The sequence below is a fragment of the Actinoalloteichus hymeniacidonis genome, assembly GCF_014203365.1.
GTDB classification, from domain to species: Bacteria; Actinomycetota; Actinomycetes; order Mycobacteriales; family Pseudonocardiaceae; genus Actinoalloteichus_A; species Actinoalloteichus_A hymeniacidonis.
Genome location: NZ_JACHIS010000001.1, coordinates 4,485,074 through 4,500,050, shown reverse-complemented (window position 1 = coordinate 4,500,050; position 14,977 = coordinate 4,485,074). Strand labels below are relative to the sequence as shown.

At 67.8% G+C, this 14,977-nt stretch carries 14 protein-coding genes; 9 read left to right on the top strand and 5 right to left on the bottom strand.

The genetic code is table 11. The features are described 5' to 3' along the window. Nucleotides 1-15: 15 nt before the first annotated feature. Together BKA25_RS18690 and BKA25_RS18685 are read right to left on the bottom strand one after the other, a co-directional pair. Nucleotides 16-912 (bottom strand): glutamate ABC transporter substrate-binding protein, encoded by an 897-nt coding sequence (locus BKA25_RS18690; RefSeq protein WP_069847953.1) that lies wholly within the window; start codon nt 910-912, stop codon nt 16-18. Between the two features lie 88 nt (nt 913-1,000). After that, complete coding sequence (locus BKA25_RS18685) at nt 1,001-1,729, bottom strand: amino acid ABC transporter ATP-binding protein (protein WP_157421374.1); 729 nt, start codon at nt 1,727-1,729, stop codon at nt 1,001-1,003. 350 nt (nt 1,730-2,079) lie between these two features. Here BKA25_RS18685 and miaB point away from each other — a divergent pair, with 350 nt between their 5' ends. Continuing rightward, nucleotides 2,080-3,561, top strand: coding sequence for a tRNA (N6-isopentenyl adenosine(37)-C2)-methylthiotransferase MiaB (gene miaB / locus BKA25_RS18680; RefSeq protein ID WP_069847957.1), 1,482 nt, complete (start codon nt 2,080-2,082; stop codon nt 3,559-3,561). After that, on the top strand, nt 3,558-4,055 hold the full coding sequence (locus BKA25_RS18675) for an Rv2732c family membrane protein (protein WP_069853434.1): 498 nt from the start codon (nt 3,558-3,560) through the stop codon (nt 4,053-4,055). The genes miaB and BKA25_RS18675 overlap by 4 nt, the downstream gene beginning before the upstream one ends. A 150-nt stretch (nt 4,056-4,205) precedes the next feature. Here BKA25_RS18675 and BKA25_RS18670 read toward each other — a convergent pair whose 3' ends face one another. Next, nucleotides 4,206-5,510, bottom strand: coding sequence for a DUF349 domain-containing protein (locus tag BKA25_RS18670; protein ID WP_069853435.1), 1,305 nt, complete (start codon nt 5,508-5,510; stop codon nt 4,206-4,208). 199 nt (nt 5,511-5,709) lie between these two features. Between BKA25_RS18670 and BKA25_RS18665 the strand changes: the two genes are divergently transcribed. The 3 genes from BKA25_RS18665 to dapF all read left to right on the top strand — a co-directional run bounded on the left by BKA25_RS18665 (nt 5,710) and on the right by dapF (nt 8,404). Beyond that, on the top strand, nt 5,710-6,474 hold the full coding sequence (locus BKA25_RS18665; protein ID WP_069853436.1) for a class III extradiol ring-cleavage dioxygenase family protein: 765 nt from the start codon (nt 5,710-5,712) through the stop codon (nt 6,472-6,474). 108 nt (nt 6,475-6,582) lie between these two features. Continuing rightward, on the top strand, nt 6,583-7,494 hold the full coding sequence (gene miaA, locus BKA25_RS18660) for a tRNA (adenosine(37)-N6)-dimethylallyltransferase MiaA (RefSeq protein WP_069847959.1): 912 nt from the start codon (nt 6,583-6,585) through the stop codon (nt 7,492-7,494). Between the two features lie 34 nt (nt 7,495-7,528). Next, entirely contained in the window at nt 7,529-8,404 is an 876-nt protein-coding gene (gene dapF / locus BKA25_RS18655; RefSeq protein ID WP_216637808.1) for a diaminopimelate epimerase, read from the top strand. A gap of 112 nt (nt 8,405-8,516) precedes the next feature. Here the strand turns inward: dapF and BKA25_RS18650 are convergent, their stop codons facing one another. Then, nucleotides 8,517-9,848: an MFS transporter gene (locus BKA25_RS18650; RefSeq protein WP_172803756.1), complete on the bottom strand. Its 1,332-nt coding sequence runs from the start codon at nt 9,846-9,848 to the stop codon at nt 8,517-8,519. Nucleotides 9,849-10,099: 251 nt separating this feature from the next. Here BKA25_RS18650 and hflX point away from each other — a divergent pair, with 251 nt between their 5' ends. Then, on the top strand, nt 10,100-11,518 hold the full coding sequence (gene hflX / locus BKA25_RS18645) for a GTPase HflX (RefSeq protein WP_084642732.1): 1,419 nt from the start codon (nt 10,100-10,102) through the stop codon (nt 11,516-11,518). Beyond that, on the top strand, nt 11,448-12,605 hold the full coding sequence (locus tag BKA25_RS18640; protein ID WP_260331257.1) for a hypothetical protein: 1,158 nt from the start codon (nt 11,448-11,450) through the stop codon (nt 12,603-12,605). Before hflX ends, BKA25_RS18640 begins: the two co-directional genes overlap by 71 nt. Before the next feature lie 80 nt (nt 12,606-12,685). On the opposite strand, the gene lexA is transcribed toward BKA25_RS18640, so the two are convergent. Then, entirely contained in the window at nt 12,686-13,414 is a 729-nt protein-coding gene (lexA, locus tag BKA25_RS18635) for a transcriptional repressor LexA (RefSeq protein ID WP_069847963.1), read from the bottom strand. 250 nt (nt 13,415-13,664) lie between these two features. On the opposite strand from lexA, the gene BKA25_RS28455 reads away from it, so the two are divergent. Together BKA25_RS28455 and nrdR are read left to right on the top strand one after the other, a co-directional pair. Further along, entirely contained in the window at nt 13,665-14,162 is a 498-nt protein-coding gene (locus tag BKA25_RS28455; protein ID WP_069847965.1) for a LysM peptidoglycan-binding domain-containing protein, read from the top strand. 215 nt (nt 14,163-14,377) lie between these two features. Next, complete coding sequence (nrdR, locus tag BKA25_RS18625; protein WP_069847967.1) at nt 14,378-14,860, top strand: transcriptional regulator NrdR; 483 nt, start codon at nt 14,378-14,380, stop codon at nt 14,858-14,860. Nucleotides 14,861-14,977 lie beyond the last annotated feature (117 nt).

The window sequence follows — 14,977 nt, the reverse complement described above, 5'->3', positions numbered from 1 at the left end:
CGGTTCCGCTATGACTCAGTACCGCTCGACCTCGGGCTGTTCGGCGGTCGAACCAGACTGACCGAGAGTGGCGTCGTAGATCTCCTGCCACTTCCCGTTCTCCCGCGACTCGTCGAGGATGTCGTTGATCGCGTTGCGCAGGACCTCGTCATCGAGCGGCAGGCCGATGCCGTAGGGCTCCTCGGAGAACTGCTCCCCGACGACCGTCAGCTCGTCGCTGTTCTCCGCGGCGTAGCCGAGCAGGATCGCGTCGTCGGTGGTGACCGCGTCGACCTCTCCGATGCGCAGCTGCTCCACGCACTCGGAGTACAGCTGGAACTCGCGGATGTTGTCTTCCTCGGTCAGACCCTCGTCCCGGACCCGCTGGATCGGGGTGGAACCGGTGGCCGAGCAGACGACCTTGCCCATCAGGGTGTCGGGCCCGGTGATCTCCTCGGCGTCCTCCTGGCGGATCAGCAGGTCCTGACCGGCCTGGTAGTACGGGCCCGCGAAGTCGATCTGCTCCTTGCGGCCGTCGTTGATCGTGTAGGTGCCGACGTAGTAGTCGACCTGGCCGTTGGCGATGGCCTGCTCGCGCGATGCCGAGGGAATCGCCTGGTACTCGATGTCCTCGTTGGGGTCGAAGCCCAGCTCGGCGGCGATCAGCCGTGCGATCTCGACGTCGAAACCGGAGTATTCGCCGGTCGTGGGGTCCAACAGCCCCAGTCCGGGCTGGTCCTCCTTGACACCGATGTTCACGGTGCCGCGCTCCTGCATGGCGTCGAAGGTCGGGGAGCCCTCCAGCACGACGTCGGTGGCGACATCCTGCTCGACGGGCTCGTTGCCGCCATCGCCAGGTCCGCCTTCGCGCCCACAGGCGGTCAACGCCAGCCCGCCGACGAGGAGAGTCACCGCAAGGTTGCGGATCTTCATCGTGGTGTCCTGCTTTCTTGTCGTCAGCGGCACCGCGCGCGCCGCCTGGTGGAACTGTGGATAAGCCGCCGAAGGCCGGTGTGACCGGTCAGTGGGTCAGGATCTTGCCGAGGAAGTCCTTGGCCCGATCCGATTTGGGCGCGGTGAAGAACTCCTCCGGAGTGGAGTCCTCGACCACCTCGCCGTCGGCCATGAACACGACTCGGTGCGCCGCCTTGCGTGCGAAGCCCATCTCGTGGGTCACGACCAGCATGGTCATGCCCTCTTCGGCCAGGTCGGTCATCACGTCGAGGACCTCCTGCACCATCTCCGGGTCCAGCGCCGAGGTGGGCTCGTCGAAGAGCATCACCTTGGGCTTCATCGCCAGCGCGCGTGCGATCGCGACACGCTGCTGCTGGCCGCCGGAGAGCTGGGCGGGGTACTTGTCGGACTGATTGGCGATGCCGACTCGTTCGAGCAGGCTCATCGCCAGCGTCCTGGCCTCTTCCTTGGGCATCCGGCGGACCTTCACCGGGCCGAGCATCACGTTCTCGACGATGGTCTTGTGTGCGAACAGGTTGAACTGTTGGAAGACCATCCCGACATCGGATCGCAGCTTCGCCAGCTCCTTGCCCTCGCTGGGCAGCGGCGCGCCGTCGACGGCGATGGCACCGGAGTCGATCGGCTCCAGCCGGTTGATGGCCCGGCAGAGGGTGGACTTCCCGGAGCCGGACGGGCCGAGGACGACGAGGACCTGGCCGCGCGGGACCTCCAGGTTGATGTTCTTGAGCACATGCAGCGGCCCGAAGAACTTGTCCACGGAGGACACGCTGATCATTGATGGCTGCCCCGACGATGCGCTCATGGCCGCACACGATAACGGGAGCTGCGACGAAATTGCTCTCGGTGCGCTGCTCCGTGACCTCACCGGTACTTTTTCTCGGCCGATTCTGCGGGGTCGCGATGCCTCTGAACAGCGGTTTCGTCTAGTTCAAGATCTTTCAAGAAACATGCCCGTAGCGTGGTCTTCACCTCGCCCGCCGGTCCGGATCGAGTCGGATCGCGGCTGCACGCAGCGGCGGAGCGCATACCGGCCCCGACCTGCCGAGACCCATGTCGGGCCCCCGACGTCCACGGCCTGCGCCCCACCCACGCGACCAGGGCTCGACGGCTCGTACCCTGAACCGCGTGACCCGAAGCTACGAAGTCCGCACGTACGGCTGCCAGATGAACGTGCACGACTCGGAGCGTCTGGCAGGTCTGCTCGAGGACGCCGGCTACGTTCGAGCGGCGGACGACGCCACCCCCGATGTCGTGGTCTTCAACACCTGCGCGGTTCGTGAGAACGCCGACAACCGTCTCTACGGCAACCTCGGCCACCTGCGACCCGTCAAGCAGGACAACCCGGGTATGCAGATCGCCGTCGGCGGCTGCCTCGCGCAGAAGGACCGAGGCGAGATCGTCAAGCGGGCGCCCTGGGTGGACGTGGTGTTCGGCACCCACAACATCGGCTCGCTGCCCGCACTGCTCGACCGCTCCCGGCACAACGAGGAGGCCGAGGTCGAGATCCTCGAGGCGCTGGACGTCTTCCCCTCCACGCTGCCTGCTCGCCGCGATTCCGCCCACTCCGGCTGGGTGTCGATCTCGGTGGGCTGCAACAACACCTGCACGTTCTGCATCGTCCCCTCGCTGCGAGGCAAGGAACGCGACCGTCGACCGGGCGAGATCCTCGCCGAGGTCCAGGCACTCGTCGCCGAGGGCGTCTCGGAGGTGACGTTGCTGGGACAGAACGTCAACTCCTATGGCGCGGAATTCGGCGACCGACTGGCCTTCGGCAAGCTCCTACGTGCCTGCGGCCAGGTCGACGGGCTCGAACGAGTGCGGTTCACCTCGCCCCACCCGCGCGACTTCACCGACGACGTGATCGCGGCGATGGCCGAGACGCCCAACGTCTGCCACCAGCTGCACATGCCCCTGCAATCCGGCTCGGACCGCATTCTCAAGGCGATGCGGCGCTCCTACCGCTCCGAGCGGTACCTCGGAATCCTCGAGCGTGTGCGGGCGGCGATGCCCTCGGCGGCGATCACCACCGACATCATCGTGGGGTTCCCCGGCGAGACGGAGGAGGACTTCGCCGCCACCCTCGACGTGGTGCGTCGATCGCGCTTCTCCTCGGCCTTCACCTTCCAGTACTCGCCGCGTCCCGGCACGCCCGCGGCCGAACTGACCGACCAGGTGCCCAAGGCGGTCGTTCAAGAGCGCTACGAGCGGCTGATCGCTCTACAGGAGGAGATCTCCTGGGAATCGAACAAGGAGCAGCTCGGTCGAACCGTGGAGGTGCTGGTCGCACAGAGCGAGGGCCGCAAGGACACCACCACCCGACGCCTCACCGGGCGGGCCAGGGACGGCAGACTGGTGCACTTCGCGCCGACCGGGCCCGAGGTGGACGACATGGTCCGTCCCGGCGACGTCGTGACGACCAAGATCGATTACGCCGCACCCCATCACCTGGTGGCCGATGGCGAGCTGCTCTCGCACCGCAGGACCAGAGCAGGTGACAACTGGGAGGCCGGGGTACGTCCGCAGACCAAGGGCGTGAGCCTGGGGCTGCCGTCCTTCGGCGCGCCCGAGGAACAGGCGCCCGCCGTGGACGGATGTCGGGCCGGATGACAGAGAAGGCGGACGAGTTGAGCACCGAGACCGCAACCGAGGAGCGGGCGACCAGGGTCGCGCTCTCCAGCGCCGAGCGGCAGCTGCTGCGACGTTTCGACCCGGGTCGACGTGCGCTGTATCTGGCTGCGGGGGCATTGCTGCTGATCCTGGGCTTCGCACTGCCCTGGGTCGGCGACGCGACCGGCATGGAGGTCCTGCTGGGCTCGGCAGAGCCTGCACTGGAGATCGGCTTGCTGAGCAGGGTGTTCGCAGCCACGGTGTTGCTGTTCGGCGTTCTGGTCACCGCGTTGACGTTGGTGGTACGCCGCTGGTTTCTGACCTGGATCTGTGCGTTCGGCTGCGGTCACTCCGTCTTCGAGGGGATGCTCGCGATCTGGTCGCGGCAGACCGTGCCCGACCTGCCCGGTCCGGGTGCCGGACTGATCGTCACCGTGCTGGCGATCCTCTTCATCACGATGCAGTGGTTCCCGCTGGCCTGGTCCCGCGACTGACCCCGGGCCCCGGCGCCCGACCGTCCGCCTGAATTCCGATGGGCGAGGGGCCACTGGATTCGATGTCCGACATCGTGGGGTCCGACGACGGCGGGGAACGCACCGGCTGTTGCTCCGGTGCGTTCCCCGCCGTTTGCTTTCGGCGTCGCGTCAGCGGGTCGCCAGGGCGTGCTCCGCAGTCGTCAACCACTCACGCCACTGTGCGGCCTGCGCCTCGGCCTGCTCGGCCTTGCGCCGATTGCCCGCCGCCCTGGCCTTGGCGGCCTGCGCCTCGAACTGCTCGACTCGTTCGCGGAACTGGGCCACCCTGGCCTCGGCCTCCGGGTCGGTCCGGCGCCATCGCGCATCCGAGGCGTCGCGGACGCGCTCCTCGACGGCCCGAAGTCTGCCCTCGAGCTCGCGGATGCGATCCCGGGGAACCTTGCCGATCTCGTCCCAGCGTTCCTGAATGCGCTGAAGCTGGGAACGAGCCGCGTCGAGGTTCGCGGCCGGATCGAGCTGTTCCGCCTCGACCAGCAGCTTCTCCTTCTCCTCGGCGTTGACGGCGAACTCGGCGTCGCGTTCCTCGAATGTCGCCGATCGGCGAGCGAAGAACTTGTCCTGCGCGCCCCGGAAACGCTGCCAGAGCGACTCGTCGGCGTCCTTGGGAGCGCGGCCCGCCGCCTTCCACTCGGCCATCAGATCCCGATAGCGGGCTGCGGTGTCGGCCCATTCGCTGGAATCGGCGATCCGCTCGGCTTCGTCTACCAGCTCCTGTTTGCGGGCCTTGGCCACCAGCCGCTGCCGGTCCAGGTCGGCGAAGTGGGCGCCGCGCCTGCGGTTGAACGCATCCCGCGCCTTGGCGAATCGGCGCCAGAGCTGCTCGTCGGTCTTGCGATCGACGCCGCGGATCTCCTTCCACTCGTCCACGATCGCCCGCAGTCGATCGCCTGCGGGCTTCCACTGAGTGGAATCGGCAGCGATCTGCTCCGCCTCCTCGGCGAGAGCCTGCTTGCGCGCGGTCGCAGAGGAACGGGCTTCCTCGCGTTCCTGCTTGGCCACCCCGACCGCCTGTTCGGCCACCTGGATGAGATGGTCGAGCCGGACGGCCAACGCTGCGAGATCGCCCACCACCGCCGCGTCGTCCAGTCCCTCGCGGAGCTGGCGAGCGCTGGTCAGCGACTGTTTGGGGTCACCGGCCTTCGAGGCCAGCCGTGCCTCGAGCAGGCTCGCCTCGGTGAGTAGGTCGTCGAACCGCCGTGCGTAGTGCGCCAACCCCTCTGCGGCGTCGCCCGCCTGCCACGAGCCGACCGCGCGCTCACCGCCCGCGCTCGTCACGAAGACGGTTCCGTCTGCGTCGACGCGCCCCCACCTACTCGGTTCCCTGGACGCCTGGGGTACCGCAGGTGTCGTCGATGCGGGGCGGGTGTTCTCAGATCCCGCCGCCACCACGGGGGTCGTCTGCTGATCGGTCATAGCCGGCTCCTCCTTGCCTGCCGCCTTCATGCCCGTGGTGTCCACGGACGCCTCGCCTGAACGAGGCCGAAGCACGCGGGTCTCATGCCAGGTCGGCTGTTACCCGCGCGGGCATTGAAACAGGTCAACTCGTTCTTGGGTACCGCAAGGGCCGACCTCTTCTCCGGAGAACGTCGGGCAAGCCGCTAGCGTGGCCGGTGTGATCGTCGGTGTAGCGGCTCTGCCGCACCCTCCGTTGCTGGTTCCGGAGCTGGTAGGCGGTGCGGTGGCCGAAACCGAACCGGTGCGGGCGGCATGTCTGGCGGCCGTCGCCGAACTACGCGAATCCACCGAGGACTGGCTCGTCGTATTCGCTGGGCAGTCCACCCGGGCGACTTCGCGCGGCCGGGGGAGCTTCGGTGGGTTCGGGGGTCCCGGCGCGGAGGTGATCGTCCAGTTGGATGATCGGGAACCCGATCAGACGACACGGCCCGACTCGGATTGGCCGCTGCCTGTGTTGATCGCGGCATGGTTGCGCGGCCAGGTCGGCGCTCACCGGCTACGGATGTGTCCGTTTTCACCCCGTCTGTCGGCTGCGGACTCTCTGGCCGCCGGTCGGGAGTTGGCCGAGGCCGAGTCCGACGATCGCGCCGTCGGGCTGTTGGTCCTCGGCGACGGGTGCGCCCGCCGATCCGAACGCTCGCCACTGCCACCCGACCCGCGTGGGGCGGCCTTCGACGACGCCGTGGCCCGAGCATTGGCCGAGCCCGCACCGGATGCCTTGGCCGCCTTGGACGCGAGAGAGGCCGACGAACTCGGTGTATCCGGTCGGGTCGGGTGGCAGGTCCTCGCGGGCGCGGTCCTGGCCACACCACGGCGATGGACGGCACAGCTGCGCTATTCGGCAGCCCCCTTCGGTATCGGCTATCACGTCGCCTCATGGCGGTCGAATCCCGAGGAGCCGCGTGGCCACCGGCGACCCTGAGCAGTCCCGGGCGTCCGCGCCGGTCCGCCGAGCCACGCGGACGGCATCCGGGACTGCCGGCCGATCCGCTGGATCGACGGCTCTAGGCTCTCGCGCGTGACACATCCCATGACCAGGCTGATCGCCGTGGTGGGCCCGACCGCGACGGGCAAGTCGGACCTGGGTGTCCGCATCGCCGAGGAGACCGGCGGCGAGGTGGTCAATGCGGATGCCATGCAGCTCTACCGGGGCATGGACATCGGAACCGCGAAGATCACCGAGGCCGAGCGCCGAGGCATTGCCCACCATCAGCTCGACGTACTCGACGTCACCGAGACGGCCTCGGTGGCCGCCTACCAGCGGCATGCCCGAATGACCATCGAACGGTTGATCGCCGCAGGCCGGACGCCGGTACTCGTCGGCGGCTCCGGACTGTACGTGCAGGCGGTGTTGGACGAGTTCGAGTTCCCCGGCACGGACGCGGGCATCCGGGCCCGGTGGGAGTCGGAATTGACGGAGGTCGGTGCCCCTGCCCTGCATGCCAGGCTGTCAGAACTCGACCCCGTTGCCGCCGAGGCGATCCTGCCCAGCAACGGACGCAGGCTGGTCCGGGCCTTGGAGGTCATCGAGCTGACCGGTCGACCGTTCTCGGCGACGATGCCCAGACCCGGTCCGCCGCGTTACGACGCGATCATGCTCGGGCTCGACCGGGAACCAGCCGCGTTGGACGAGCGGATCGAGCTGCGGGTCGACCGGATGTTCGCGGCGGGGTTGGTCGCCGAGGTGCGGGGACTGCTGTCGGCGGGGCTGCGTTCGGGCCGCACCGCTGCGCGGGCATTGGGCTATCAGCAGGTGATCGCCGCGCTCGACGCAGGCGGCGGCGAAGCGGAGTTGGCGGTTGCCGCCGCGGACACGGTGCAGGCCACCCGCCGATTCGTCCGCAAGCAGCGCTCCTGGTTTCGGCGCGACAAGCGCATCCGGTGGCTCGATGCGGCCGATCAGAACGCGGTCGACGAGGTAGTCGCGGCGACCCGTCGCTGAGCGGCCGCCCGCGACGCGGTTCTAGGCTGAGTGGGTGGCGGACGTGAGATTCAGCAAGGGACACGGGACGCAGAACGACTTCGTGATCCTGCCCGATCCCGATGGCGACCTGGAGCTGACCGAACACCGAGTTCGTGCGCTGTGCGACCGGCGGCGGGGCATAGGCGCCGACGGGGTGCTCCGGGTCGTGCGCTCGGCTGCGTTGAACGACTCTCACCCGGGCGTTCCCGAGGACAGCTGGTTCATGGACTACCGCAACTCCGATGGCTCGATCGTGGAGATGTGTGGCAACGGTGTCCGCGTCTTCGCTCACTACCTCGTCGAATCCGGGCTTGCGGCCCCCGGCGAGTTCGTCATCGGCACCCGTTCCGGGCCCAAGGGCGTGCTCGTAGGAGCCGACGGCACCGTGACAGTGGACATGGGGCGGGTCCGGATCGGCGCGGCCAGCACCGCAGCCGTCGGCGGCCGGACCTTCGACGGAATCGCCGTCGACGTGGGCAACCCGCACCTCGCCTGTGTCATCGGCGCTGCCGATGACGGGCAGACGGAGGCCCGCGCCGCGCTACTGACCGACCTGGACCTCACCGTGCCTCCCGCGCACGACCCCGTGGCCTTCCCGCACGGCGTCAACGTCGAGTTCATCGTGCCGATCGACTCCGACCGGGCCGAGATGCGCGTTCACGAACGCGGCGTCGGCGAGACTCGGTCGTGTGGCACCGGGACCGTCGCGGCGGTAGCCGCCGCACTGCGCGCCGATGGGCGGGACACCGGCCGGATGCTGGTCAACACCCTCGGCGGGCCGCTGACGGTGACCATCGGAACCGATGACTCGCAGCTCACCGGTTCCGCAGTCCTCGTCGCCGAGGGCAGCCTCGACGCGTTGTGGTGGCAGCAGGCCGACGTCGTCTGATCCGCTCCGTGGCGGTCGGTTGTCCTCCACGCCGGTCTTCGGCATCGGTGCGACGCCACGACCGCCCCCGGGGCCGGGCATGGTCGGCCTGCGGTTCAGGGCGGGGCGCGTCTCAGCGGGAGGCGGCGCCGTCGGCCTCGCCGTGGTGGTCCGGCTTCGGTGGCTGCACGATCGACCGGAGCCCCGTCTCGGCGGCCAGCAGCTCCTCGGGCGCCTCACGTAGATGCCGCAGTGGCGCGACGAACAGCCAGCAACACGAGGCCGTCATGCCCACGGCCGCGACCAGGATCGTCGCGCGGATGCCGATCACGGCGCCGAGGAGACCGCCGGTCAGTGCGCCGAGGGGGATGGCCCCGAAGGTGAGGAATCGGGTGGAGGCGTTGACCCTGCCCAATAGGCGTTCGGGACACACCGATTGCCGCAGGCTCACCTGGATGACCGCGAAGACCACGGTTCCATACCCGCCCACCAGGACACCCACGACGAACAGCGCGATGCCCCAGCCGCTCTCGGCGAGCGGGACCAACAACCGGAACGGCGTGGTCACCACGGTCACCACGATCATCGCGCGGACCGCTCCGAACGCGTTCGACCAGAACCTGGTGGTCAGTCCGCCGAGGATGCCGCCGGCGCCCGTCACCGAGAGCAGCAGACCGACGGTGCCCTCCGCGAGGTGTAGGTCGCGGACGAGGAAGAGCACGTTGACCGCCACATACACGTTGAGGAAGAAGTAGTGGCTCATGCTGAAAAGCGTTGTCGGCCGTAACAACCAGTGAGCGAACAGGAACCGGAGCCCCTCGGCGACCTCGGTGCCCAATCTGCCTCGGCTGCCACGTGAGTCGACCATCGGATGCTCGGGTCGCATGCGCCCCAGCAGCGCCAGCGAGGCGCCGAAGCCGAGCACACTCGCCACCAGCGCGTTCGTCGCGCCGAGGAACTGGGCGAGTACACCGCTGAGCGGTCTGCCGGAGAAATGCATCACCTGCCGGGTGGTGTGCAGCTTGCGATTCGCCTCCGAGAGATCCGCGCGGCCGACGATCGTGGGCAGATGGGATTGGCTAGCGATCTCGAAGAAGGTGAACATGCCGCCGCACAGCAGTGCGACGGCGAGCAGGTGCGGAAACGCCAGTGCCCCGGCCCACCAGGCGATCGGCACCGAGGCCAACAGCAGTAACTGGCCCGCCTCGGCCCAGCGCATCACCGGCAGCCTGCGGATCCGGTCCATCCAGGCGCCTGCGGGCAGGCCGAGCACCAGGTTCGCCGCGGTGCCTGCGGCGGTCAACAGGCCCATTTCCACGGGACCTGCGGAAAGGACGGTCGCCGCGATCAGTGGAATGGCGACGAAGTGCACGGCGGTACCGAACTGACTTGCGACGTCACTCAACCAGAGTGTGCGGAAGTCACGATGCGGTCCGCAGCTGTCACGGAGGGGTTCCCGGGTCACGAGTTGGCACCCTCGTGGATACATAAGACCAGGTCAACGTGCTTTTGGGCTTTGTGGGACGAGCGGTCGTTTCCCCGGTCCGAATGGCCTTGATGCATCGGTCGGACTAATCAGTTCGACTGTTCGCCACACGTGAGGTGCCGCACGCCACGCCGGGTCGGGAATGAACGAGTCCACCGATGCGCTGGTATCTCCGATACGGCGAGTGAACCCTCGTAATCCGCTTGCCGTGCGTGAGATGATGGAGGGGTATGACGACATCGATGCAGCGGCCCGAAGAGGCCCGTGAAGAATTCCTGTCCGCAGGCGAGCTGGAGCTTTCCGATCGCGCGGCGCTACGACGTGTGGTCGGTCTCTCGACCGAACTCGACGACGTCAGCGAGGTCGAATACCGGCGGCTCCGGTTGGAGCGGGTCGTGTTGGTCGGCGTGTGGACCGACGGCGACGTCGCCTACGCGGAGGCGTCTCTTGCAGAGCTGGGCAGGTTGGCCGAGACGGCGGGCTCCGACGTCCTCGAGGGCCTGATTCAACGCAGACAGCGTCCCGACCCAGCCACCTACATCGGCTCGGGAAAGGTCATCGAGCTTCGTGATCTCGTCGCCTCCAACGGCGCCGACACCGTGATCTGCGATGGCGAGCTCTCACCCGGCCAGCTTCGGCAGCTGGAGGACAAACTCAAGGTCAAGGTCATCGACCGCACCGCGTTGATCCTCGACATCTTCGCCCGTCACGCCCGTTCCCGAGAGGGCAAGGCGCAGGTCGAGCTCGCTCAGCTGCGTTACCTGCTGCCGAGGTTGCGTGGTTGGGGTGACGCGATGTCCCGGCAGGCGGGTGGCCAGATGGGCAACGGCGGTATCGGAACCCGTGGCCCAGGCGAGACCAAGCTCGAGACCGACCGCAGGCGGATTCACAAGCGGATCTCGAAGCTTCGGCGCGAGATCGGTGCGATGGGCAAGGTGCGGGAGACCAAGCGCGGCCGTCGGATCGCCAACGAGGTGCCCAGCGTGGCCATCGCGGGTTACACCAACGCGGGCAAGTCGAGTCTGCTCAACGCCATCACCGGCGCAGGCGTGCTCGTCGAGGATGCGCTCTTCGCGACCCTGGATCCGACCACCCGCCGAGGAACGATCCCAGACGGCAGGACGGTGACCTTCACCGACACCGTCGGCTTCGTCCGACACCTTCCGCATCAGCTGGTCGATGCGTTCCACTCGACGCTGGAGGAGGTCGGCCAGTCCGATCTGCTGATCCACGTGGTCGATGGCGCCGATCCGATGCCGGAGCGTCAGGTGTCCTCGGTGCGCGACGTGCTTGCGGAGATCACCAAGGATCGCGACGACCCGATGCCGCAGGAACTCCTGGTGGTCAACAAGACCGACGCCGCCGACGAGGTGGCGATCGCGCGCTTGCGGCATCTGTTCCCGGACGCAGTCTTCGTCTCCGCGCAGACCGGAGCGGGGATCGACGCACTCCAGGAACGGATCGCCGAGCTCATTCCTCGGCCGGATTCCCTGGTCGAGGTATTCGTGCCTTACACGAACGGTCGGCTCTCCGCGCGTATTCACGCCGAGGGCGAGGTCCTCGAGGAGCGACATTCTGATGAGGGCACGACGATTCGCGCCAGGGTCGGCGTCAGTCTCGCCGCAGAACTGGCCGACGCACTCGTGTAAGACGGCCCGGCGCCGGTTCCGATGGCTGTCGTTGCTGACGGCGTTGGGGCTGGTGGCGGGCTCACTGGGCGCGGGATCGATGGCATCGGCGTCCGTGGTGGTCCCGGAACCGGTGCCCTCCTGCGTGATCACCGACCCGGCGATCACCATGCTGTCGGGGTTGGTCTCCGATGGCGAGCACTGGTACGTGGTCAACGACCACGATCCCTTCGTGCAGGTCTTCGTGCTGAATCGGGATTGCTCCGTCGAGCGGGTCCTCACCACCGGAATCGACCACTATGACGTGGGCGATCTGGCGATGGCCCCGGACGGAGTGCTGTGGGTCGCCGAGACGGGTGACAATCGAATGCGGCGCGAGACCGTCGCATTGATCTCCGTGACTCCCGACGGTCAGTCCGCGCTGCACCGGCTCACCTATCCCGATGGGCCACGCGATGCGGAGGCATTGTTGATCGGCTCGGACGGAATTCCCTACATCGTCACCAAGGAATTGTTGGGACCCGCCGAGATCTATCGTCCCGCGCAGGCGTTGGAAAGCCCGGGCCCGGTGCCGTTGGAACGCGTCGGCTCGGTCCGGATCAGAGGCTCGAATACCCCTGGCGGGCCCATCCCGGGATTCGTGGGTTCCGTTGTGGTGACCGGGGGATCGGTTCATCCCGATGGCTCGGTCGTCGCCCTGCGGACCTACACCGACGCGTATCTGTTCGCAGCGCCCGACGGTGATGTGCCCACTGCTCTGGAGAACGAGCCGTTGCGCATTCCGCTGCCCGACGAGCCCCAAGGGGAGGCCGTCGCCATCGAGCCGGACGGGACCCTGCTCAGCGGCTCGGAGGGGGCGGACCAACCGATCCGAGCCGTCCCCGATGCCGTCGGGCTGCTTGCGGCGGAGCTGGAGCGTCGGGAGCCTGCGGCCGTTCCACCTCGCGAGGAGCCCACCGCGCCGTCGAACACCGAGCCGGAGGGGGCCGAGAGCGAACCAGCGCCTGCCGAGGCGCCGAGCGAACAGGAGTGGGGCGTCGTCCTGCTCGCCGGGGCCGTGGCATTGGGTCTGGTGTGGTGGTGGGGTCGGCGACGCTCCCGGCGTTGACCGGCTTCGACGTCCCCCGACGCGGGCGCTCATCCACCCGAACGGTGCTCTGGGGCCGCTAGGTGAGCTGGCAGCAGGTGTCAGAGCCTGCGCAGGACCGCGACCACCTTGCCGAGAATGCTCGCCTCGTCGCCGAGGATGGGCTCATAGGCGGCGTTGTGCGGCATCAGCCACACGTGGTCGTCCCGGCGCTTGAACGTCTTCACCGTGGCCTCGCCCTCGATCATCGCGGCCACGACGTCGCCGTTCTCCGCTGTGGGTTGCTGTCGGACGACGACCCAGTCGCCATCGGTGATCGCGGCGTCGATCATCGAGTCACCGGCCACCTTGAGTAGGAACAGCGATCCCTCCCCGACGATCTCCCTGGGCAGGGGGAAGACCTCCTCGATGGCCTGCTCGGCCAGAATGGGGCCACCTGCGGCGATCCGACCCAGCAGCGGCACGTAGACCGGGGCGCCGTCCGTCTCGGGCGCCGCGACGACGTCGGCGGCCTGGATCCGTTCGACCGGCAGCACTCCGACCGCACGGGGTCGGTTGGGGTCCCTACGGAGGTAGCCCTTGCGCTCCAGCGTCCTCAATTGGTGGGCGACCGAGGAGGTCGAGGTCAAACCGACTGCCTCGCCGATCTCGCGCACACTCGGCGGATATCCCTGCCGATCCACCCATTCACGGATGACCTCGAGTACTCGACGTTGCCTCGGAGTCAATTCCTCGACTGCGGTCAGGGTCTCGGACTGCTCGGATAGTGCACGCACCGTCGCGTTTTCGCGTTCGCCGCCGGTGTCCTGCGCCGTCGTCCTGCGTGCCATCTCGTGCCTCCCGGCCTGTCGCACAGGCCACGCTCTCGACACCCGTTATGGGGTGCCCGCCTTAGTCATTGGTGAGATCTTGAAGCCGTGAAGTGACCACAACGGTAACTCGCCTCCTTCGCAAGATCAAACACCTGTTCGAAGGAATTCTCCCGCTGGGCTGGCTCTGCCGCGAATGCGGTGGTAGAAATTCGAACGAGAGTTCTATCGAACACCTGTTCGAATATGAGAGATCTTCGTAGGAGGACTCGTGACCATCCCCTCCAACGCCGTGCGCCACCCGCTTCATCCCTCTGCGCTGCCCCGGCAGGAACGCGGTCGTGAGCAGGTACGACCGCGACGAGTCCGGCGTCCCACCGAGCGATTGCTGGCGAAGGGTACGGCCGTGCGCGATGAGCCGTCCTGCGCGGTGGGCATCGCTCGCGCCGGGCGCCGGGGTGTGGACCGTGTCGGTCGCCGGTCGTCTATGGCGGCCGTTGTCTGTGCCGTGGTGTCGGTGCTGCTCGTCCTCGGCATCCTCGGGCGAGTGACGCAGCCCATCCCGGTGAATTCCGTGCCGGCCGCGACGACTACCACGCTCGTCGGCGCGGGAGAGACGCTGTGGTCGATCGCCAGGCGTACCGTTCCCGAGAGCCCGCAGGGTGAGGTCGTGGCCAGGATCAAGCTGCTCAACGGGCCCGATGCCGCCGACTTACGCGTCGGTCGAGTGCTGCGCGTTCCGGCGGGAACGGGCGTCGGGAACCACTGATCGAGGGCTGCGCGCGTCGGCTGTCGACACCGGCGTGGCGCACGGTCTGTCGACTTGCAATCCGATCCGGTGGAGCCTAGGTTCTACCCCAACATCTAGTGGTTGCACTTACTCAGTGGGTCCACAGGTTGGGTTTTGGCCACAGCTTGTACAGGCTTGGTGGCAGGAACGACACGGGCTGTTCTCGGCAACCGGATATGCAGAGGTGATGGATCGTGCGGTGTCCGTTTTGCAGGCACCCCGACTCGCGAGTCGTCGACTCCCGCGAGGTCGAGGAAGGCCAGGCGATTCGGCGTAGGCGATCCTGCTCGGACTGCGGACGGCGATTCACCACGGTCGAGGAGTCGGTCCTCGCGGTGGTCAAGCGATCCGGGGTCACCGAGCCCTTCAGCAGGGACAAGGTCGTCCGAGGCGTGCGCCGCGCCTGCCAGGGCAGGCCGGTCGACGAGGACGCCCTTCAACAACTGGCGCACCGGGTGGAGGAAGTGATCCGGGCGACCGGCAGCGCCGAGGTCCCCAGCCATGAGGTTGGGTTGGCGATCCTCAGCCCGCTGCGCAGCCTCGACGAAGTCGCGTACCTGCGTTTCGCGAGCGTCTATCGATCCTTCTCGTCGGCGGAGGACTTCGAGAAGGAGATCGCCGACCTGCGGACGGCGGCTTCGGATTCCAGATCGCCCGAGAACACCACGGCGAACTGATCGACCGCGAGAGGGCCGTCCGCCCTCTCGGCGGGACAGGGACATCACAGTGCGGTACCGCCCCGGGCCTACCAGGCCCGGGGCGGCGATGAGCGACGACAAAGTGCGGAACGAGCC